We start from the raw sequence: 20,972 nt of genomic DNA on the forward strand, positions 1-20,972 counted from the left end.
GGCTGCATGCACTACAGATCCTCGATGATGTCCGTCACGATATCCGGGACCGTCTCTTGCACGAAATCCTCGGCCGACTGCTCGGCCGGCGATTCGTCCGCCTCCTCTTCGGCCTGCCGGCGCCGCTCGGCCCGCTCGACATCCTCCGGGTCGTCGTCCCCGCGGTCCTGGCCGGTGGCACCCATCATGGCGTCGCCGGCGGACCCCAATTTGTCGCCGAGCCACTCGCCGACCTGCTCGACCGCGCCCGGAGCCACCTTGGCGAACGCGGTGGCGCCGGCGGCGGCCAGCGCCGCCTGACCCCAGCCGACCGGGCCCAGCGGCGTGCAGCCGAACAGGTTGCTCACGCCCGGGATGGTGATCACCCCGGCCATCACTACGAACGTACCGGCACTGGTGGCCACCACCAGCGGGCCGTGCGACTCGCTCAAGATGGAGAACAGCTGGGTCAACACCAGGCCCGCTAGGCCGACGGTGGCCGCCCGCTCCGGGCGCCCGGTCATCCGGCCCAGCGCCCAGGCGCCGGTCGCGCCGATTGTCGTCGACACCCCGTGCAGATAGATCGACCGCCACAGCGCCGCCTCGTCGAAATCGGCCAGCCCGTTGCCCAGCTGCGGGCTGACCGCCAGGGCGGCGGCCGGTAGCGCGTCGGTGAGCATGTTGATCAGCAGGATCTGCCGCGCCGAGAGCGCCGGATGCCCGGTCAGCATGCTGGTGATCAGCGCGAAGCTGACCTCGCCCAGGTTGTGGCCGACCAGCATCGACACCGCGGCCTGCACCCGGCGCCACAGCTGATGCCCCTCGTCGATGGCATCGACCAGCGCGCCGATCTGACCGTCGAGCAGCAGCACGTCGGCCGCTGTCCGGGCGGTGTCGCTGCCGCTGGCGACCAGGCCGACACCGACGGTCGCGGCCCGGATCGCGGCGGCGTCGTTCGCGCCGTCGCCGACCATCGCGGTGACCAGGTCGGCGGCCTCCAGGGCCTGCACCACCTGCACCTTGTGTTCCGGCGCCATCCGGGCGAACACCTGGGCGCGCTTGACGGCCTCGATCCGGCCGTCGGCGGTCAGCAGCTCCCACTCGGTGCCGGTCATCAGCTCGGCGTCGGACACGGTCAGCCCCAGATCGTTGGCGATGACCTTCGCGGTGACCGGATGGTCACCGGTGATCAGCCGAACACCGATCCCGCGGGCCTGCAGTTCCTCCAGCAGCGGGCGGGCCGACGGCCGCGGGGTGTCGGCGATGCCGATCACGCCGATCGGGATCAGTTCGGCCGTGCACAGCTCGGCCAGCTTGGCCGAATCGGCCGCGGCAGCCTTCACCTGCGCGTCGGTCAGGTAGCGATCGGCCACGGCGATGACACGCAGGCCGGCGGCCGCCATCTCCTCGATCAGCGGCGTCAGCGGGTCGCGGGCGACGCCGAGCGCGCCGATGATGGCCTCCGGTGCCCCCTTGACCGACAGCCGGTTGCCGACGATCGCCGCGGCGAACGGACGGTCGGACTGGAACGGCAGGTGCACGTCGACGTCGGTGATGGTCATGCCAAGCTCGGCGGCCTTGAGCCGGATCGCCTCATCGGTGGCGTGGTCGATGCGCTTGCCGGTGCGCGGCAGCACGGTGTCGGCGGCGGCGGCCAGCACGTCGGCCTGCTCGACGCCGTTGACGCCGCGGATGGCGGTGACCTGCAGCCGGTTCTCGCTCAGCGTGCCGGTCTTGTCGAAGCACACCACGTCCAGACGGGCGAACGCCTCGATCGCCCGTGGATTGCGGATCAGCACCTCGCTCTCGGTGAGCCGGCGGGCCGCGGACAGCTGGGCCAGCGTCACCACCAGCGGCAGGCCTTCGGGTACCGCGGCGACGCCGATCGCCACCCCGGAGGCGGCGGCCTGGCGGATCGGGTTGCCGCGCAGCAGGGACAGCAGCCCGACGGCACCGCCGCCGGCGATGCTCCACGGCAGCGCCTTGTTGGTGATGTGGGTGAGCTGCGCCTGCAGGCCGACCTTGCGGGCCTTGCGGGCCTGCATCGCCGATGCCCGGTTCATCTGGGTGGTGGCGCCGGTGGCGGTGACGATGGCGGTGACCCGGCCGGTGACCAGCGTGGTGCCGGCGAACACCATGCCGGAGCGTTCGGCCAGCGGGGCGCCCGGGGTGGCGTCGACGGACTTGCTGACCGGCAGTGATTCGCCGGTCAGCGTGGACTCGTCGGCCTCGGCGGATTCGGCGGCCACGATCCGGCCGTCGGCGGGGATCACCTCGCCGGAGACCACCAGGAACAGGTCACCGAGCTCGAGGCGGCCGGCCGACAACATCTCGAAGTCGCGTTCGCCGATGGCGCCGAGCAGCCGGCGGGCCTGCGGTTCCTGCACCGCCAGCAGCTCGCCGAGCACGTGCTCGGCGTGCACGGACTGCTGCGCGGAGATGGACGTGTTCAGCAGCAGCACCCCGGCGACCATCGCCGCGTCCAGCGGGGAACCCAGCAGCGCGGTGGCGGCCGCGCCGGTCGCCAGGATCGGGGTGATCGGGTCGTCGAGGTCCTCGCGGATCGCCGCGACCATGTCGCCGGCCCAGCTCCACACGGAGCCGACGGCGTCGGCGACCGGATGCAGCGGGGTGAGCGCGCCGGCCATCCCACCGGCCTGGTCCGCGGCGATGTGCACCGGGTGCTCGGGGCGCGGAAGCAGCCGGGCGACCTCGTCGACGGGTAGCGCATACCAGTCGTGGCCGGACTCCGGGTGCGGCAGCGGAGCGTCGAACACCTTGGCGCCGAGCCGGTACCCGGTCCACAGTGCGGCCAGTGCGGACAGGTTCACCGACCCGGGGCCGCTGCCCGGCACGTCGGGGATCAGCATCAGGGCGCCGAGCACAGACGCCGAGGCCGACGCCTGCACGCCGCGCTGGGCCGCCAGGCTTGCGGCCGGCAGGGCATGGATGAACCGCCAGGCCGCGGCCAGGTCGGGCAGCAGCAGGTCCGCGCCCCACGGCGGCGGGCCGTCGGTGCGCCACAGCCCGACGGTGACCTCGGCGGCCCGGGCCGCCAGGTCGGCGGAGGCGGTCAGCACCGCGACCCGGCGCCCGGCGTCGCGCAGCGCCGTCAGCGCGTCGGCCAGCGACTCGTCAACCGATCCGGTGCGCGCGGTCAGCTCGTCGAACCCCTGGCCCAGTGAGCGCAGGCCGTCGTCGTCGAGGGTGATCACCCGCAGCCCGACCCGGCGGGCCTCGGTGACCAGCGCCGACGCCAATGGGTCGCGCAGCGCACTGACCAGGGCCTGCCCGCCGCGGCCGGCGCCGGGGATCGCGGACAGCTTGTGCCAGCCCGGGGTCAGCGTGCCGTCGGCCAGCGCGGCGCGGGCGGCTTCCCAGGCCTTCGCCCGCCGGGCCGGGGTGACGCCGTCGATCAGCGTGATGGACAGCTCGTCGGTGTAGAGCACCCGCGGGTCGATCAGCAGGGTGTCGATCACGTCGAGTCGGCGCAGCACCGCCGGGCGCAGGATCAGCGCGCCGTGGCGGCCGGTGAGGCGGCGGCCCAGCGAGATGGCGAACGCCTCCCGGGTGGACCGGATCGGCCTGGGGATGGCGGTCAGCGCCGCGGCGCCGGCCAAGTCGCTGTCGCGGGTGTAGGCGCCGAGCCCGAGGGCGGCCCCCAGCCCGACGGCGGCCGCCCGGTCGGCGTAGCGGTCGCCGATGCCGCGGGCCGTCGCGTCGGGGTCGCGCGGTGCGGTCGGCACCGTCGAGGGCGACACGAACGCCTCGGTGGCCAGCCGCTCCTCGGCACGTTCCCAGCTGCGCCGTCCGGTGACCGCCTCGGCCGCCAGCATCCAGCGAGTGACGGCCTCGTTGGCCAGTCCGGCCACCGACAAGGTCAGACTGCCGGTGACGGTGGACGTCAGCGCCATGGCGAGTTCGGTGCCGTCGGGCCCCAGGTGCGCCTGGATCCGGTGGCGTACCGTCGGCGAGGCGCCGGCCAGCGCGAAGGGTGCGGCGACCGCGCGGGTCAGGCCCATGGCGCGCAGCGCCGCGCCGGCGGTGCCGATACCGAGACCGACCGTCGAGACGTAAGCGGCCAGCAGTCGGGCGGCCAGCGCCGCGTCGTCACCGGGCAGGGTGGTCGGCAGTTGCCGCTGCGGGGTGCCGACCGCGAACTCCTCGGCCTCGGCCACGATCCCGGCCAGCGCGCGGGCATCGGGTCCGTCCCCGGCGACGGTGACGACGACGCGGGAGGTGGCCTCGTTGATGACGGCCTCGCGGACCCCGGGTGTCTCCTTGAGGAAGATCAGCACCTCGGCGGCGATCCGCTCGTCGTCCGGCCCGTTCAGGCCGCGGACCTCGACCCAGCGACGGTCGCCGCGGGAACTGGTGCGCCGCACCGGGGGACCGGACAGCGCCTCGACCACCATCCCGGCGGCGTCGGAGGCCAGCGCGGTGATCCCGGGAACCGGGGCCAGCGCGACGTCGACAACGGCGCCGGCGACATTGCGGCCGGTGCGCAGGGCCGCTTCTCCGCCGAGCAGGGCGACGCCGGTTGCGAGCTGGGCCATCCGCAGCGGGGTGGACAGGAGTCCCATGTGATTGTCGTCCTTCTATGCGACCCCGGGCGGCTGGGCGCGCGGTCCCGGTGGAGTCGCCAACATCCTATTCGCTGTGGCGCCGGGGCCACGATTCACGGTCGGCGCCTGCCCAGCGTCAGCCAGGACCGGCGCGGGCTCGCCGCGCGGACCTCCCGGATCTGCGGGAAGTGCGCGGCCACGGCTTCCCGGACCAGGTCGTCGAGGGTCTTGTGGCCCAGCGCGCAGCCGTTGCAGGCGCCGCCCATCGCGACCGTCAGTACACCGTCGCGCACGGATTCGACGGTGATGTCGCCGCCGTGGCTGGCCGCGACCGGGGTGACCTCGCGGCGGATCAGCTCGGCGATGCGTTCGGTGAGCTGATCCGCGGTGAGTTCGGGGCACGCGGGCACCTCGCGCAGCGCCGCGAACAGGGTGGACCGGACCAGCGGTCCGGCGTCGTCCCAGGTGCGCCCCTCGGCCAGCCAGGTGCGGATCTCCCCGGCGCCGATCTCCGCCCGCTCCAGCACGCCGTCGGCGACCAACCCGTCCAGGGCGGGCAGCTCGGCGGGCAGCGCGGTCGCGGTGATCCAACGCAGCATCCGGGGATCCGCCGACGACCTCGGGTGCAGGGCGGTCATCCGGTCAGTGCTAGCGCGATGTGTCGCGCCACGAAGGCGGCCACCCAGGCCAGCACCATCATGTAGCTCCACGCCACGATCGGCCAGCGCCAGGAGTTGGTCTCGCGGCGGATGGTGGCCACCGTCGACATGCACAGCAAGGCGTAGGCGAAGAAGATCAGCAGTGCCACCGTCGTCCCGGCGGTGAACAGATGCTCGCCGCCCGGCCAGGTGGCGGCCTGCAGCGCCGCCGACGGGTCCTCGGCGTCGGCGGCGAAGATCTGGGCCATGGTGGAGACGAACACCTCGCGGGCGGCCATCGCGCCGATCAGGCCGACGACGATGCGCCAGTCGAAACCCAGCGGGTCGAAAATCGGTTGCAACAGTCTGCCCAGGCTCGCGCCGAAGGAGTGGTCCAGCACGTAGGAGGCGGCGTCCTCCTCGCTCATTCCGGCGATCTCGCCGGTACGGGTCGGCAGGTTCAGCAGGAACCACAGCACGATGGAGGTGGCCAGGATGATGGTGCCGGCGCGGCGCAGGAACGCCCGGGTGGAGTCCCACAGGGTGAACAGCACGGATTTCACGGCCGGGAACCGGTACGGCGGCATCTCCATGTAGAACGGCAGCAGCTCACCGCCGAGCACCCGGGATTTGAACACCCACGCCGCCAGCATCGCCGAGACACCGCCGAGCACGTACATGCCGAACATCGCGGTGCCCTGCATGGAGAACGGGCCGACGCGTGACGCCGGGTCCACCAGCAGGCCGATCAGCAGGATGTACACCGGCAGTCGGGCCGAGCAGGTCATCAGCGGCGCGGCCATCGAGGTGGCGATCCGGTCCCGCGACGACGGCATGGTGCGGGTGGCCATGATGCCGGGCACCGCGCACGCCACCGAAGACAGCATGGCGACGAACGCGCGGCCTTCCAGACCGGTCAGCGCCATGATCCGGTCCACCAGGAACGCCGCCCGCGACATGTAGCCGACGTTCTCCATGATGGCGATCAGCAGGAACATCAGCACGATCTGCGGGATGAACACCAGCACCGCGCCGACACCGCCGATGATGCCGTTGGCCACCAGCCCGGACAGCATCGCGTTGTGAGTCACGTTGCTGATCGCGTCGCCGGCCTGGGTGCCGAGCCAACCGATCCCGGTTTCGACGAGGTCCTGCAGCGGTGCGGCGACGGTGAAGATGACCTGGAAGAACAGGAACATCACCACGAAGAAGATCAGCGTGCCGAAGATCGGGTGCAACAGCAGCTTGTCGATCTTCGCGCTGCGGGCGTCGGGTTCGGGCACCCGGTACTTCGCGGCGTCGAGCACCGAGGTGATCCAGGCGTTGAACTCGTCGTCGTCGCGCGGCGGCGCGACGGGCACCGTCGGCCAGTTCTGCGGTGCGGCCATCAGCTCGCGGACCGCGCCGAATCCCCTGCCGCGGCTGGCGACCACCCCGACGGCGGGGACGCCGAGCGCCGCGGAGAAGGCCGCGATGTCGATGTGCCCGCCGCGGGCGGAGAGCTCGTCGGTCATTGTCAGGATGACCATGGTCGGTTTGCCGATGGCCAGCACCTGGGCGACCAGCGACATCGACCGTTCCAGCACGGTGACGTCGACGACGACGGCCAGCGCATCGGGCGGCTCGATGCCGGCGATCTTGCCCTGCAACACATCGGCGACGATCTGCTCGTCGGGGCTGATCGGGTGCAGGCTGTAGGCCCCGGGCAGGTCCTCGATGCTGAACTGGACGGTCGGCGAACCGTCGTCGGGCTTGTAGCGACCGGTGCCGACGCTGCGGGTGACCGTCACCCCGGGGTAGTTGCCGGTCCGGGCGCGCATCCCGGTCAACTGGTTGTAGACGCTGGTCTTGCCGGCGTTGGGGCTGCCGACGAGCGCGATGCGGACCAGGCCGGGTGTCGGCTCGACGGGCGCGCCGGAGCCGTGGCAGGCGGTGGTGGTCATAGTTCGGTCACGGTGATGTGCCGGGCCTCGTGGTTGCGCAGGCACATGTCGTAACCCAGCAGTCGGTACATGATCGGATCGTTGAGCGGGGCGCGGCGCCGTGCTTCCACGATGTTGCCCGCACGGAAACCGAGGTTGCGCAGCCGCAGTGAGACATCCTTCGGAGCGTCCTCGGCATGGCCGAGGATCCGGGCGCGGCCACCCAGGGGGAGCTGTGCCAACGTGATCGGCACGGGCAGCGGGCTGTCTGACATCGTCGGCCTCTCGGAGCGTATCGAAACCACCCGGACAGCAGCCGGGGACGAAATGAGCTTAGCCTCTATAAACCAAGGTTAGCCTGCGCATCGGTCACCTGCGCCGGGGCCGAATGTCACCTCCGCGATGATGCGGCGCAGCCGGGGCAGATCGTCGCCGCCGACCAGGGTGCAGCCGTGGTGTTCGGCGAGCCGGTGGGCCGCCGGGGTGAACTCCTGATTGGACACCACCATGGTGCGGGCGCAGTCCTGCATGCCGGCGCCGGCGACGACTTCCTGCACGGCGGCCGGCCCGATCGGCCGGGAGTAGCGCTTGCACTGCACGGCCACCCGGTGCGGCCGGTCGCCGAGGATCAAATCGACGCCCCAGTCACCGGTCAGCGGCGTCATGATCGCCGGCACCCCGGCGGCGCGGGCCAGCCGCGCGACGTAGTCCTCGAAGTCGGTGCCGGACATCTCGGCGAACCGAGCGGCGGGGTCCTCGCGGGGATGCGGGGTACGCAGTCCCGCCAGGGCACCGGAACAAAACCGCACCACCGCCCCTGTCGTGAGGCTCACCGAGCGCACGACCAGCCGCAGTGCCGTGCGCGGGCGGGTGACGGCGGCCAGTACCGCGATCCCGGCCAGCACCGCGATCCCCGTCTGCGCCACCGTCGTCTGCACCGGGCCAGGCTACGACGGGGCACCGACACCGATTTGAGAGGACAAGATTTGAGAGGACAATGGGGTCATGCCCGACAACCTGGGTCGCGTCGACGACGACGTGCGCACCGCCGTGCGGTACGCGGCGCTGGTCGCGGTGATCGGGATCGGGTTCCTGGCGGCGGCGGCGCTGCTGACCGGCGACTGTCCGGCACCGGGGGAGTCCGTCGAGGCGACCGTCCGGTGCGCGGCGCCGGTGCGGCTGACGTTCGCCGCCGTCGGGCCGGTCATTCTCTTCGGCGGTGCGGTGGGTGCGTTCGTCCGCACCTACCGGCTGTGGCGTGCGGAGCGGACCTGGTGGGGCTGGCAGGGCGCAGGATGGTTCCTGCTGACCGTCACGCTGCTGGTGGCGACCATCGGGCTGCCGCTGCTGGCCGGCACCGGTTAGCCGCCGCAGTCCTCGTTCTTGCGCACCACGCCGACGGCGACGTAGGTCTTCGCGGTGACGGGTTTGCCGGCCTTGGGCAGCTGCGAGCACACCTTCCACATCTGGGCGGCGTACTGGTGCTGCGGGTAACCGGAGATGTTGATCGAATCCACCGAGATGGCGAAATCGCTGGTGAGCCCTTCGATCTCCTCGCGGGCCTGGTACAGCGTCTTGCCGGTCACGTCGGGCATCTCCACGGAGGCACCCGAGTCGGAGTCGGCAGCGGGGTCGGCGTGCACCGTGGCGACGAACGCCGCCGGCAGGCCGGTCAGCGCGATCAGCGCCGTCGCGGCCAGCGCCGCCGCCCGGATGGTTGCCCCCGTCATGGTGGGTCAATCTACCCGAGACCGGCTTTTGTTACAGCGGCCCGAGTTACAGCAGCCCGAGTGCGGCGACGGCGCTGCGCTCGCTCTGCAACTCGGCCACCGAGGCGTCGATGCGGCGCCGGGAGAACTCGTTGATCTCCAGGCCGTCCACCACCTGCCACGCGCCGTCGACCGACCGGCAGGGGAACGAGCTGACCAGTCCCTCCTCGACCCCGTACACCCCGGGGGACGGGAGGGCGACGGAGGTCCAGTTGCCGTCGGCGGTGCCGTGCACCCAGTCGTCGATGTGGTCGATGGCGCCGTTGGCCGCCGAGGCGGCCGAGCTGGCGCCGCGGGCCTCGATGATCGCGGTCCCGCGCTTGGCGACGGTCGGGATGAAATCCTGCGTCAGCCAATCGGTGTCCGCGGCGTAGTCGGCGCCGGAGCGGCCACCGACCTGGGCGTGGAAGATGTCCGGGTACTGGGTCGGGGAGTGGTTGCCCCAGATCGTCATCCGGGTGATGTCGGCGACGGCGACCCCGCTGTGCCGCGACATGGCCGCCACCGCGCGGTTGTGGTCCAGGCGGGTCAGCGCGGTGAAACGCTGCGGCGGGATGTCGCGCGCGTGGTGGGCGGTGACCATGGCGTTGGTATTGGCCGGGTTGCCGACCACCAGCACCCGGACATCGGGCCCGGCGCCCTCGTTGAGCGCGCGGCCGGCGGCGGCGAAGATCTCCGCGTTGGCGCCCAACAGGTCGGCGCGCTCCATGCCCTTGGTGCGCGGCTTGGCCCCGACCAGCAGTGCCACGTCGACGCCGTCGAACGCGCGCACCGGGTCGTCGTAGATGTCCAGACCGGCCAACAGCGGGAATGAGCAGTCGTCGAGCTCCATCACCACGCCCTCGGCGGCGCGCACGGCAGCGGGCAGCTCCAGCAGCCGCAACGCCACCGGGGTGTGGTGGCCGAGCATGGCGCCGGCGGCGATGCGGAACAGGGCCGCGTAGCCGATCTGGCCGGCGGCGCCGCTGACGGTGACGATCTGGGGTCGGGTCATGGTTTCCCTTGTGTGCTGATGGCCTGGGCGAATCTTCGGACGGCTGCTCGGGCGGCGGCTGCGGCGTCGTCGTGCCCGAGCCGGGCCCGCGTGCCGACGGCGCCGCTGGCCGGGTCGAGCGTGACCTCGGCCAGCATCTCGCCGGTCGTCGGCTCGCAGACCGCCCAGCTGTACCGTACGTCGGATTCCCAGTCGGCCGCGGCGCGAGCGACGTAGTCACCTACCAACGGCCCCGAATCGTCAACTCCCGTTAACTCGGCGAGCACCGGCCGGTCGTCCATCCGCTCGTCGGCGCGCAGCGCGCGCAGATACCACGCGCCCGCGTTGATCTCGACGGGTTCCAAGGCTGTTGGAGCTAGTCCTTGATCTCGGCGATGACGGTGCCCTGGGTGATGGCCGCGCCGGCCTCCACCGCGAGCCCGGTGATGGTGCCGTCCTTGTGCGCGGTGACCGGGTTCTCCATCTTCATGGCCTCCAGCACCACTACCAGGTCACCGGCGGAGACCTGCTGGCCCTCCTCGACGGCGACCTTGACGACGGTGCCCTGCATCGGTGCGGTCACCGAATCGCCGGACGCCTTCGCGCCACCGCCGGCGGCGCGCTTGCGGGCCTTGGGCTTGCGGCGCACCGCGCCGTGCGGCGCACCGCCACCGTTGGCGGCGACCAGATCGGCCGGCAACGACACTTCGAGGCGACGGCCGCCGACCTCGACGACGACGGTCTGCCGCGGCTCCGGCTCCTCCTCGTCGTTGGCGCCACCGCCGGTGAACGGCTCGATGGTGTTGTCCCACTCGGTTTCGATCCACCGGGTGTGTACGTCGAACTTCTCGCCGTCACCGATGAAGGCGGGGTCGGCGACCGCGGCGCGGTGGAACGGGATGACGGTCGCCAGGCCCTCGATGTTGAATTCGGCCAGCGCGCGCCGAGACCGGGCCAGCGCCTCGTCGCGGGTGGCGCCGGTGACGATCAGCTTGGCCAGCATGGAGTCGAACTGGCCGCCGACCACCGAACCGGACTCGACACCGGAATCCAGCCGGACGCCGGGACCCGACGGGGCGTCGAAGCGGGTGACCGGGCCGGGGGCGGGCAGGAAGCCGCGGCCGGCGTCCTCGCCGTTGATCCGGAACTCGAACGAGTGCCCGCGCGGGGTCGGGTCCTCGGTGATGTCCAGGGCCTCGCCGTTGGCGATCTTGAACTGCTGGCGCACCAGGTCGATGCCCGAGGTCTCCTCGGTCACCGGGTGTTCCACCTGCAGTCGGGTGTTGACCTCCAGGAAGCTGATCAGGCCGTCCTGGCCGACCAAGTACTCCACCGTGCCCGCGCCGTAGTAGCCGGCCTCCTTGCAGATCCGCTTGGCGGACTCGTGGATCTCCTTGCGCTGCGCCTCGGTCAGGAACGGTGCCGGGGCCTCCTCGACCAGCTTCTGGAAGCGGCGCTGCAGTGAGCAGTCGCGGGTACCGGCGACGACGACGTTGCCGTGCGTGTCGGCGATGACCTGCGCCTCGACGTGGCGCGGCTTGTCCAGGTAGCGCTCGACGAAGCACTCGCCGCGGCCGAAGGCGGCGACGGCCTCGCGGGTGGCCGACTCGAAGAGCTCGGGGATCTCCTCGATGGTGCGGGCGACCTTCATGCCGCGGCCACCGCCGCCGAACGCGGCCTTGATTGCGATCGGCACGCCGTACTCCTTGGCGAACGCGACGACCTCGTCGGCGTCCTTGACCGGGTCGGGGGTGCCGGGGACCAGCGGGGCCTGGGCGCGGGCGGCGATGTGCCGGGCGGTCACCTTGTCGCCGAGGTCGCGGATGGACTGCGGGCTCGGTCCGATCCAGATCAGCCCGGCGTCCAGGACCGCCTGGGCGAAGTCGGCATTCTCCGAGAGGAAGCCGTAACCGGGGTGGATGGCGTTGGCGCCGGACTTGGCGGCAGCGTCCAGCAGCTTGCCGAAGTCCAGATAGGACTCCGCCGAGGTCTGCCCGCCCAGGGCGAACGCCTCGTCGGCCAGTCGCACGTGCGGCGCGTCGGCGTCGGGTTCGGCGTAGACCGCAACGCTGGCCAGACCGGCGTCCTTGGCGGCGCGGATGACCCGCACGGCGATCTCTCCGCGGTTGGCTACCAGGACCTTGGAAATGGTCGCGTTGCCGGGCTTGGCCACTTGTGCCTCCTGATTGGCAGTTCTCTAAGAATCGTCTTTAGGAATCTATCGCGGGGAGTCTATTCGGCGCGACTTTTCGCCCGGCGAGCCGGTCGGGTTACCGGCGGGTCAGTTCTTAATTTCGGAGGCGACGTTTGATTCTGGTGAGCATCGCGGACATCCCGCGCAGGCGCAGGGGGCTGATCAGCGCCGCCAAGCCCAGGGCCGAGTAGAAGTCGTCGGGCACGGCCAGGATGGCGTCGGCGGACTGGCCGTCGAGACCGGTCGCCAGGATCGACGCGAACCCGCGGGTGGTGGGCGCCTCCGGCGGGGCGCTGAAGTACAACCGGACCCGCTGGCGGTCGTCGGCGTCGACGTGCAGGAACAGCGGCGACTGGCATTCGGGAACCGGCTCCATCGCCGCTTCCTCCAGCTCCTCGGGCAGCGGGGGCAGGTCGTTGGCGAACTCCAGCAGCAGGGCCAGCTTGTCCTGGCCGGTGACGTCGGCGAAATCGGCGACGACCTCGGCCAGCGGTGCGGGCATGGTCATCGGCTCAGGCGACGGTTCCGGGCGCCTCGCCCGAGACGATCGGCACCCGGACCACGTTGCCCCATTCGGTCCACGAGCCGTCGTAGTTGCGCACGCCGTCGACGCCGAGCAGATGCGTCAGCACGAACCAGGTGTGGCTGGACCGCTCACCGATGCGGCAGTAGGCGATGACCGGCTCGTCCGGATTGGCCAGCACGAAGTCGTAGACCTGCTCGAGGTCGGCCCGGGACCGGAACTTGCCGTTGTCGGCCGCGGCGCGCGACCACGGCACCGAGACCGCGGTCGGGATGTGGCCGCCGCGCAGCGCGCCTTCCTCCGGGTAGTCGGGCATGTGGGTGCGTTCGCCGGTGTACTCCTGCGGTGAGCGCACGTCGATGAGGGTGGTGTTGCCGAGTGCGGCCAGCACGTCGTCGCGGTAGGCGCGGATCGCGGCGTCGTTGCGGGTGACGACGGGGTAGCCGGTGGTGGTGCGCGACGGCACGTCCAGGGCGGTTTCCCGGCCGTCGGAGATCCACAGGTCGCGGCCGCCGTCGAGCAGCCGGACGTCGGGGTGACCGAACAGGGTGAACACCCACAGGGCGTACGCCGCCCACCAGTTGGACTTGTCGCCGTAGATGACGACGGTGTCGTCGCGGGAGATGCCCTTGCGGTCCATCAGGGCGGCGAACTGGGCGCCGTCGAGGTAGTCGCGCACCAGCGGGTCGTTGAGGTCGGTGTGCCAGTCGATCTTCACCGCGCCCGGGATGTGTCCGATGTCGTAGAGCAGGGTGTCCTCGTCGGATTCGACGATCACCAGGCCCGACGAACCCAGGTGCGCCGACAACCAGTCGGGGGTCACCAGGCGTTCCGGGTGGGCGTAGGCGGCGAGCTCAGGACTGGGATCTGCGGGCAGCGGCACGGGTCCGAGCGTACTCACCCCGGCGCGGCTGCGGAGGATGCATCCGGGGAGTCTCGAACCGATAACGGCCGATTCGCCGCGCCGGGTGTCGGCGGCCGATATCCTGTGCTCCGCGGTCGGGGGTCCGTACACGAACATGGGGGACGTTATGAAGGCTCGAGTTCTGCTGGCCTGTGCTGCGATGAGCGTCGCAGCGATCGGATTCGCCGGGACTGCGGTGGCCGATCCGGCCAACGGCGCCTACCGCGGCACGGTCACCGATGTGACCGACCCCGGGCACGGGCTTACCGTCGGTACCCAGCTGAGTTTCTTCCTCAACTCCTGTGGCCCGGACTGCACCAAGATGACGGCGAAGAACATCGATTCCGACCTGCAGCGGTCCGGCGATGTCTGGAGCGGTTCGAACACCACGCCCGACGGGTCGACCTGCGGGCTGTCCCTCAGCAACGACGCGAGGACCCTGACCCTGGACTGCCCGGGCGCCATGGTGGCGCACTACTCGGTGACGAAGGTCGGCTGACCGTTCGGTGGCTACGGCCACACATCGGCGATGGAAACCCCGAGGCCGGCCAGCAGGCGCCGTACCAGGGGCAGGCTGAGCCCGATGACGTTTGACGGGTCACCGTCGATCCGGTCGATGAACCAGCCGCCCAGGCCGTCCAGGGTGAACCCGCCGGCCACTCCCAGCGGTTCGCCGGAGGCCAGGTAGGCCTCCAGTTCGGAGTCCGAGGGCTGGCCGAAATGCACTGTGGTGCAGGCGGTCTCGCATGTGGAATTGTCGATGACGCCGTCGCGCAGGCGGATCAGCGCGTGCCCGGTGAGCAGGTCGGCGTGCTGCCCGGCCATCGCCCGCCACTGGGCGCGGGCACGCTCCGGGGTGCCGGGCTTGCCGCACAGCCGGCCGTCGAGCAGCAGCATCGAATCGCAGCCGATGACAACACAATCGGCGGCGAGAAAGGCGGGCACCTGCGCGGCCACCGCGTCGGCCTTCGCCCGGGCCAGGGCGGCGACGGCGACCTCGGGCGCCGCGCCCGCGACGGCCGCCAGCACGGCGTCCTCGTCGACGTCGGAGACGATCACCGTCGGTTCGACACCGGCCTTGCGCAACACCGAAAGCCGGCCGGCCGAGGCCGATCCCAGCACCAGGTGGGTCACCGCCGCATGTGGGTGCGCTCCAGCAGGGTGATCCGCTGCCAGCTGGTCACGGCCATCCGCAGCCGGTCCACCGGATGGCCCCACGGGTTGAACTCCTGGGGGCCCGGATCGCCGGCACCGGCGGTGACCGAGGACAGCACGGCCGTCAGCGCGCCCAGCTCGGCGTCGCTCGGATTGCCCTTGAGCACCCGGATCTCGGGTGCGGAGGGCTTGGGATCATCGATGGTGATATCACGGTGATCGCTGATCTCGGTGATGTCTGCGTCGTGATTCATTGCGGAAACCCTTTGCTAGGCAGGATCTTCGGTACGGCGCGGCCGATTACAGCGGGATGTTCCCGTGCTTCTTCGGGGGCAGCTGGACGATCTTGCGCTCCAGCAGCCGCAGCGCGGTGGAGATGTAGCCGCGGGTGTGCGACGGCGGGATGACCGCGTCGATGTAGCCGCGTTCGGCCGCCACGTATGGGTTGACCAGGGTGTCCTCGTACTCGTCCTGCAACTGCAGGCGCAGCGCGTCGACGTCCTCACCGCCGGCCGCCGCTTCCTTGAGCTGGTTGCGGTAGACGAAGCCCACCGCACCGGAGGCGCCCATCACCGCGATCTGCGCGGTCGGCCAGGCGACGTTCACGTCGCAGCCCATGTCCTTGGACCCCATCACGCAGTACGCGCCGCCGTAGGCCTTGCGGGTGATGACGGTGATCTTGGCGACGGTGGCCTCGCCGTAGGCGTACAGCAGCTTTGCGCCGCGGCGGATGATGCCGTTGTACTCCTGGTCGGTGCCCGGCAGGAAGCCCGGGACGTCGACCAGCATGATGATCGGGATGTTGAAGGCGTCGCAGGTCCGGACGAACCGGGCGGCCTTCTCCGAGGCGTTGATGTCCAGGCAGCCGGCGAACTGGGTGGGCTGGTTGGCGACCAGGCCCACCGCCCGGCCGTCGACCCGGCCGAAGCCGCAGATCACGTTGCCCGCGTAGCCGGCCTGGACCTCCAGGAACTCCGCGTCGTCGAGGATCCGGTTGATCACCTCGTGCATGTCGTACGGCTGGTTCGGCGAATCCGGGATCAGCGTGTCCAGCTCGAGGTCGTCGGCGGTCAGGTTGTCCTCGATCGCACCCTGGGGTTGCGGAGCCGGGTAGCGCGGCGGCTCGGCGTAGTTGTTCGGCGGCAGGTAGCTCAGCAGGTCGCGCACGTAGTCCAGGGCGTCCTGCTCGCCGGAGGCGACGTAGTGCACGGTGCCGGACTTGGCCATGTGGGTGTGGGCGCCGCCCAGCTCCTCCATGGTGACCTCTTCGCCGGTGACCGTCTTGATGACGTCGGGCCCGGTGATGAACATCTGCGAGGTCTGATCGACCATGACGACGAAGTCGGTCAGTGCGGGGGAGTAGACGTGCCCACCGGCCGCCGCACCGAGGATCAGCGAGATCTGCGGGATGACGCCCGAGGCCAGGATGTTGTTGCGGAAGATCCGGCTGTACAGGCCGAGGGAGACCACGCCCTCCTGGATGCGCGCGCCGGCGCCGTCGTTGATGCCGATCAGTGGACGCCCGGTCTTGATCGCCAGCTCCTGCACCTTGACGATCTTCTCGCCGTAGACCTCGCCGAGGCTGCCGCCGAAGACGGTGGCGTCCTGGCTGAAGAGGCAGACCTCGCGGCCGTCGATGGTGCCGTAGCCGGTGATGACGCCGTCGCCCAGCGGCCGGTTGGCCTCCATGCCGAAGTTGTTGCTGCGGTGCCGGGCCAGCGCGTCGAGCTCGACGAACGAACCCTCGTCGAGCAGCGCCAGGATGCGTTCCCGAGCGGTCAGCTTGCCCTTGGCGTGCACCCGCTCGATCGCCGCCTCACCGACCGGGTGCAGCGCCTCGGCGGCGCGCTTGCGCAGCTCGGCGAGCTTGCCCGCGGTGGTGTGGATGTCGATCTCGTGCTCGGCGGCCGGTTCGGCGGTGTGCTCGGAAACGCTGGTCATGGGTTGAGATGCTATCCGAGGGCACGCGCGCCGCCGGGCCCGGCCTTACTTTTTCCTTAATGTGTCGCGGCGGCGGTCGCGGGCCCACCGCAGCGCGCCTGGATAGGGTGCCCGCATGGGGTATCCCGACAGCGTTCTGGCCGACGGCGAGCACGTCATCCTGCATCGGCATCCGCACTGGAAACGGATGGTCGTCCCGGTCGTGCTGCTGCTGGTGCTCACCCTGGTGGCCTCGTTCCTGGCGGGCTGGGTGAGCACGCTGGGCTGGGCCGACAACGCCGCGCGGGTGGTCTCCGCGGTGATCGGCGTCATCTGGCTGCTCGGGGTCTGCTGGCTGGCGCTGTGGCCGTTCCTGAACTGGTGGACCACCCACTTCGTCATCACCGACCGGCGGGTGATGTTCCGCCACGGGCTGGCCACCCGCTCGGGCATCGACATTCCGCTGGGCCGGATCAACAGCGTCGAGTTCCGCCACGGGTTGCTGGACCGGGTTGTGCGCACCGGCACCCTGATCATCGAGTCGGCCAGCCAGGATCCGCTGGAGTTCTACGACATCCCGCGGGTGGAACGCGTCCACTCACTGCTCTACCACGAAGTCTTCGAGCCCGGCGACGACCGGGACGACGGCTAACCCGCGGGGTCAGGACGACTTGGGCACCCGGGAATCGTCGGCCGGCGCACGGTTGGCGCGGCGCCGGTACCGGCGCAGCGGGGTGACGTTGCCCAGCGCGTGCAGATCGCCGTCGATCACGTCGTCGCCGAGGTGCCGCGCCTCGTAGCCGTCCTCCAGGGCCTCGGTGATGCCGCCCATGGTGAGCGCGGATTCGATCGCGTGCTCGGTGCTACCGGCCACCTCGGGGAACACGAACCGGCGGAACGCCCAGAACCGGAACGCCATCTGCAGCAGGTTGCCGATGATGTACGCGGCGATGAAGTCGGCGATGTTCTCCACCGGCAGTGTGACGTTGGGCACCCGCAGGTTCAGCACGTAGCTGGAGAACCACAGCGGAGCCATCGACAGCACCACGCCCACGCCGCTGACCGCGAAGAACAGCAACGCCTCGTGGTGGCGTTCCCGGCCGCCGCGGTCCCGGAAGGACCACTCCCGGTTCAGGATGTAGGACGCGATGACGGCCACGATGCCGGCGATGATCTTGGCGGTCACCGGCTTGGGTTCCAGGATCGTCAGCTTGAGCGTGTAGAAGATCGCCGAGTCGATGACGAACGTCGTGGCACCGACGATCGCAAACTTGATGAGCTCATGGTGCCGCTCGGCGAACGGACGGATCGGCCGCGGCAGGCGGGCGATCGTGGCATCGGCGAAGGACACGATTAGCCAGTGTACGGAAATTGTCGCCGCTGTACTCAAAACCCGAGGTCGCAGCGCCTGAGGCGGGCCCCCGGCGCCATGACACCATAGGCGGGTGCCTCAGCTTGCCCACCGGCCCGCCCGCCAATCGTCGAACACCCCGGTCGTCGCGATGATCGGGGGTGGACAGCTGGCCCGGATGACCCATCAGGCCGCGATCGCCCTGGGCCAGACCCTGCGGGTGCTGGCCGTCGACGCGGGCGACCCGGCCGCCCAGGTCAGCCCGGATGTGGTGCTCGGGTCGCACACCGACCTCGACGCGCTGCGCCGGGTCGCCGACGGTGCAACCGTCGTGACCTTCGACCACGAACACGTCCCGCCCGCGCACCTGGAGGCCCTGGTCGCCGACGGGATCACCGTCGCCCCGCCGCCGTCGGCGCTGGTACACGCCCAGGACAAGCTGGTGATGCGCCGCAAACTCGCTGCCCTCGGGGCACCGGTACCGCAGTTCGAACCCGTCGAATCCGCCGACGGCGCCGCCGACTTCGCCCGCGCCCACGGCGGCGGCGCGGTGCTCAAGACCGTGCGCGGCGGGTACGACGGCCGCGGCGTGGTGATCTGCGACACTCCCGAGCAGGTGCGCGCCGCCGCCGCCGGGTTTCTCGCCGATGGCGTGCCGGTGCTGATCGAGCAGAAGGTCGCCATGCGCCGAGAACTGTCGGCGCTGGTCGCGCGCTCGGCCTTCGGCCAGGGCGCGGCGTGGCCGGTGGTGCAGACCGTCCAGCGCGACGGCATCTGCGTGGAGACCATCGCGCCGGCGCCGGACCTGCCGACGACTACCGCGGCCGACGCCCAGCGGCTCGGCCTGCGCCTGGCCTCCGAACTCGGTGTGGTGGGGGTGCTGGCCGTGGAACTGTTCGAGACCGAAACCGGAGCGGTGCTGGTCAACGAGCTGGCCATGCGCCCCCACAACTCCGGGCACTGGACCATGGACGGCGCGGTGACCGGCCAGTTCGAGCAGCACCTGCGGGCGGTGCTGGACTACCCGCTCGGCGACACCGCCGCCCGCGCCGAGGTGACCGTGATGGCCAACGTGCTCGGCGCCCCGCGCACCCCGGAGATGAGCGTCGACGAGCGGCTGCACCACCTGTTCGCCCGGATGCCCGAGGCCAAGGTGCACCTGTACGGCAAGGATGAGCGGCCCGGCCGCAAGCTCGGACACGTCAATATGGTGGGGCGCGCGGGCGAGGACGTCGAATCGGTGCGTGAGAGGGCGAACCGGGCCGCACACTGGCTGGCGGCGGCCGAGTGGACCGACGGCTGGGATCCGCACGCCGGTGACGCCGCAGACGAACCGCGAACGAACAGGAGTGACGCGCGATGACCAAGCCCAGGGTCGGCCTGATCATGGGGTCGGACAGCGACTGGTCGGTGATGGCCGAGGCCGCCGAGGCGCTGGCCGATTTCGAGGTGCCGTTCGAGGTCGGGGTGGTGTCCGCGCACCGCACCCCGGTCAAGATGCTCGACTACGCGCGCGGCGCCGCCGACCGCGGGATCGAGGTGATCATCGCCGGCGCCGGTGGGGCCGCGCACCTGCCCGGCATGGTGGCCTCGGCCACCGTGCTGCCAGTGATCGGGGTGCCGGTGCCGCTGGCCCGGCTCGACGGCCTGGATTCGCTACTGTCGATCGTGCAGATGCCTTCGGGGGTCCCGGTGGCGACGGTGTCGATCGGCGGGGCCCGCAACGCCGGGCTGCTGGCGGTGCGGATCCTCGGCTGTCACGACGGAGGTCTGCGCGCCAAAATGGCGGAATTTCAGGATGATCTGGCAGCCATGGTCGCCGAGAAGGACGAGGCGCTGCGCCGCCGGCTTCTCGGAGGCGACGACTCCCAGTAAAGTTACCAACGAGTAGCGAGGAGAATTGTGATGGCTGCATGGGGTGGAGACCCTTCGTTCGATTTGTTCCAGTTGCCCGAGGAGCATCAGGAGTTGCGGGCGGCGATCCGTGCGCTGGCGGAAAAGGAGATCGCTCCGTACGCCGCCGACGTCGACGCCAATGCCCGGTTCCCGCAGGAGGCCCTCGATGCGTTGGTGGCCAACGGGTTCAACGCGGTACACGTGCCTGAGGAGTACGGCGGCCAGGGCGCGGACTCGGTGGCGGCGTGCATCGTCATCGAAGAGGTCGCTCGGGTGGACTGTTCGGCGTCGCTGATCCCGGCGGTCAACAAGCTGGGCACCATGGGCCTGATCCTGCGGGGTTCGGACGAGCTCAAGAGCCAGGTGCTGCCCGGCATCGCTGCCGGGGACACCATGGCCTCCTACGCGCTTTCCGAGCGCGAGGCCGGTTCGGATGCCGCCGCGATGCGCACCCGCGCCAAGGCCGACGGGGACGGCTGGATCATCAACGGTTCCAAGTGCTGGATCACCAACGGCGGCAAGTCCGACTGGTACACGGTGATGGCGGTGACCGACCCGGATAAGGGCGCCAACGGCATCTCGGCGTTCATGGTGCACAAGGACGACGAGGGCTTCTCGGTCACCGGGTACGAGCACAAACTCGGCATCAAGGGCTCCCCGACCGCGGAGTTGGCGTTCGAGAACTGCAAGGTTCCCGGGGACCGGATGATCGGTGATCCGGGCACCGGGTTCAAGACCGCGCTGGCCACCCTGGATCACACGCGTCCGACCATCGGGGCGCAGGCCGTCGGGATCGCCCAGGGTGCCCTCGATGCGGCGATCGCCTACACCAAGGACCGCAAGCAGTTCGGCACTTCGGTGTCGACGTTTCAGGGTGTGCAGTTCATGCTCGCCGACATGGCGATGAAGCTCGAAGCCGCCCGGCTGATGGTCTACCACGCCGCCGCCCGCGCCGAGCGTGGCGAAACCAATCTGGGATTCATCTCCGCCGCGTCGAAATGCTTTGCCTCCGACGTGGCCATGGAGGTCACCGTCGACGCCGTGCAGCTCTTCGGTGGGGCCGGCTACACCGTCGACTTCCCCGTCGAACGGATGATGCGCGACGCCAAGATCACCCAGATCTACGAAGGCACCAACCAGATCCAGCGCGTCGTCATGAGCCGCGCACTGCTGCGCTAGACAC

21 protein-coding genes are annotated in these 20,972 nt (G+C 70.6%); 6 read left to right on the forward strand and 15 right to left on the reverse strand.

Translation table 11 applies throughout. The features are described from left to right. Positions 1–11: 11 nt before the first annotated feature. The 5 genes from G6N16_RS07730 to G6N16_RS07750 all read right to left on the reverse strand — a co-directional run bounded on the left by G6N16_RS07730 (position 12) and on the right by G6N16_RS07750 (position 8,042). The gene (locus G6N16_RS07730) at positions 12–4,562 is read right to left on the reverse strand and encodes a cation-translocating P-type ATPase (RefSeq protein ID WP_083032858.1); all 4,551 of its coding nucleotides are present in this window, start codon (positions 4,560–4,562) and stop codon (positions 12–14) included. Positions 4,563–4,657: 95 nt separating this feature from the next. Further along, on the reverse strand, positions 4,658–5,182 hold the full coding sequence (locus G6N16_RS07735) for a NifU family protein (RefSeq protein WP_083032860.1): 525 nt from the start codon (positions 5,180–5,182) through the stop codon (positions 4,658–4,660). Further along, complete coding sequence (gene feoB / locus G6N16_RS07740; protein ID WP_083032861.1) at positions 5,179–7,125, reverse strand: ferrous iron transporter B; 1,947 nt, start codon at positions 7,123–7,125, stop codon at positions 5,179–5,181. Before feoB ends, G6N16_RS07735 begins: the two co-directional genes overlap by 4 nt. Then, on the reverse strand, positions 7,122–7,379 hold the full coding sequence (locus G6N16_RS07745; RefSeq protein ID WP_083032863.1) for a FeoA family protein: 258 nt from the start codon (positions 7,377–7,379) through the stop codon (positions 7,122–7,124). The genes feoB and G6N16_RS07745 overlap by 4 nt, the downstream gene beginning before the upstream one ends. A 78-nt stretch (positions 7,380–7,457) precedes the next feature. Continuing rightward, positions 7,458–8,042, reverse strand: coding sequence for a restriction endonuclease (locus tag G6N16_RS07750; protein ID WP_407663621.1), 585 nt, complete (start codon positions 8,040–8,042; stop codon positions 7,458–7,460). Between the two features lie 67 nt (positions 8,043–8,109). On the opposite strand from G6N16_RS07750, the gene G6N16_RS07755 reads away from it, so the two are divergent. Continuing rightward, the gene (locus G6N16_RS07755) at positions 8,110–8,469 is read left to right on the forward strand and encodes a hypothetical protein (RefSeq protein ID WP_083032864.1); all 360 of its coding nucleotides are present in this window, start codon (positions 8,110–8,112) and stop codon (positions 8,467–8,469) included. On the opposite strand, the gene G6N16_RS07760 is transcribed toward G6N16_RS07755, so the two are convergent. The 6 genes from G6N16_RS07760 to G6N16_RS07785 form a co-directional block, all read right to left on the reverse strand. Then, positions 8,466–8,834, reverse strand: coding sequence for a PASTA domain-containing protein (locus G6N16_RS07760; RefSeq protein ID WP_083032866.1), 369 nt, complete (start codon positions 8,832–8,834; stop codon positions 8,466–8,468). The genes G6N16_RS07755 and G6N16_RS07760 overlap by 4 nt on opposite strands. A 46-nt stretch (positions 8,835–8,880) precedes the next feature. Beyond that, positions 8,881–9,867 (reverse strand): malate dehydrogenase, encoded by a 987-nt coding sequence (locus G6N16_RS07765; RefSeq protein ID WP_083032867.1) that lies wholly within the window; start codon positions 9,865–9,867, stop codon positions 8,881–8,883. After that, the gene (locus tag G6N16_RS07770) at positions 9,864–10,211 is read right to left on the reverse strand and encodes a hypothetical protein (protein WP_083032869.1); all 348 of its coding nucleotides are present in this window, start codon (positions 10,209–10,211) and stop codon (positions 9,864–9,866) included. Before G6N16_RS07770 ends, G6N16_RS07765 begins: the two co-directional genes overlap by 4 nt. Positions 10,212–10,222: 11 nt before the next feature. Further along, complete coding sequence (locus tag G6N16_RS07775) at positions 10,223–12,019, reverse strand: acetyl-CoA carboxylase biotin carboxylase subunit (RefSeq protein ID WP_083032870.1); 1,797 nt, start codon at positions 12,017–12,019, stop codon at positions 10,223–10,225. 115 nt (positions 12,020–12,134) lie between these two features. Next, entirely contained in the window at positions 12,135–12,548 is a 414-nt protein-coding gene (locus G6N16_RS07780; RefSeq protein ID WP_083032872.1) for a SufE family protein, read from the reverse strand. 4 nt (positions 12,549–12,552) lie between these two features. Beyond that, entirely contained in the window at positions 12,553–13,446 is an 894-nt protein-coding gene (locus G6N16_RS07785) for a sulfurtransferase (protein ID WP_083032887.1), read from the reverse strand. Between the two features lie 181 nt (positions 13,447–13,627). On the opposite strand from G6N16_RS07785, the gene G6N16_RS07790 reads away from it, so the two are divergent. After that, positions 13,628–13,966 carry a hypothetical protein gene (locus G6N16_RS07790; protein WP_083032873.1) on the forward strand — a complete coding sequence of 113 codons (339 nt, stop codon included), beginning with the start codon at positions 13,628–13,630 and terminating at the stop codon, positions 13,964–13,966. Positions 13,967–13,977: 11 nt separating this feature from the next. On the opposite strand, the gene G6N16_RS07795 is transcribed toward G6N16_RS07790, so the two are convergent. The 3 genes from G6N16_RS07795 to G6N16_RS07805 are packed head-to-tail and all read right to left on the reverse strand — an operon-like array spanning position 13,978 to position 16,563. Further along, entirely contained in the window at positions 13,978–14,601 is a 624-nt protein-coding gene (locus tag G6N16_RS07795) for a Maf family protein (RefSeq protein ID WP_083032875.1), read from the reverse strand. Next, entirely contained in the window at positions 14,598–14,876 is a 279-nt protein-coding gene (locus tag G6N16_RS07800) for an acyl-CoA carboxylase subunit epsilon (protein ID WP_083032876.1), read from the reverse strand. The genes G6N16_RS07795 and G6N16_RS07800 overlap by 4 nt, the downstream gene beginning before the upstream one ends. Before the next feature lie 46 nt (positions 14,877–14,922). Next, positions 14,923–16,563 carry an acyl-CoA carboxylase subunit beta gene (locus G6N16_RS07805; protein ID WP_083032878.1) on the reverse strand — a complete coding sequence of 547 codons (1,641 nt, stop codon included), beginning with the start codon at positions 16,561–16,563 and terminating at the stop codon, positions 14,923–14,925. 115 nt (positions 16,564–16,678) lie between these two features. Between G6N16_RS07805 and G6N16_RS07810 the strand changes: the two genes are divergently transcribed. Beyond that, a complete protein-coding gene (locus tag G6N16_RS07810; protein WP_083032879.1) occupies positions 16,679–17,194 on the forward strand; it encodes a PH domain-containing protein in 516 nt (171 codons plus the stop codon). A 9-nt stretch (positions 17,195–17,203) separates the two neighbouring features. On the opposite strand, the gene G6N16_RS07815 is transcribed toward G6N16_RS07810, so the two are convergent. Beyond that, positions 17,204–17,893, reverse strand: a complete 690-nt coding sequence (locus G6N16_RS07815) for a GtrA family protein (protein WP_083032881.1) — start codon at positions 17,891–17,893, stop codon at positions 17,204–17,206. Between the two features lie 94 nt (positions 17,894–17,987). Between G6N16_RS07815 and G6N16_RS07820 the strand changes: the two genes are divergently transcribed. From G6N16_RS07820 to G6N16_RS07830, 3 genes are read left to right on the forward strand one after another with little or no spacing between them, the layout of a single operon-like run. Further along, a complete protein-coding gene (locus G6N16_RS07820; RefSeq protein ID WP_268948248.1) occupies positions 17,988–19,256 on the forward strand; it encodes a 5-(carboxyamino)imidazole ribonucleotide synthase in 1,269 nt (422 codons plus the stop codon). Then, positions 19,253–19,768 (forward strand): 5-(carboxyamino)imidazole ribonucleotide mutase, encoded by a 516-nt coding sequence (gene purE, locus G6N16_RS07825; protein ID WP_083032884.1) that lies wholly within the window; start codon positions 19,253–19,255, stop codon positions 19,766–19,768. Before G6N16_RS07820 ends, purE begins: the two co-directional genes overlap by 4 nt. Before the next feature lie 30 nt (positions 19,769–19,798). Beyond that, positions 19,799–20,968 carry an acyl-CoA dehydrogenase gene (locus G6N16_RS07830; RefSeq protein ID WP_163787822.1) on the forward strand — a complete coding sequence of 390 codons (1,170 nt, stop codon included), beginning with the start codon at positions 19,799–19,801 and terminating at the stop codon, positions 20,966–20,968. Positions 20,969–20,972 lie beyond the last annotated feature (4 nt).

The organism is Mycolicibacterium insubricum (assembly GCF_010731615.1).
Lineage (GTDB): Bacteria > Actinomycetota > Actinomycetes > Mycobacteriales > Mycobacteriaceae > Mycobacterium > Mycobacterium insubricum.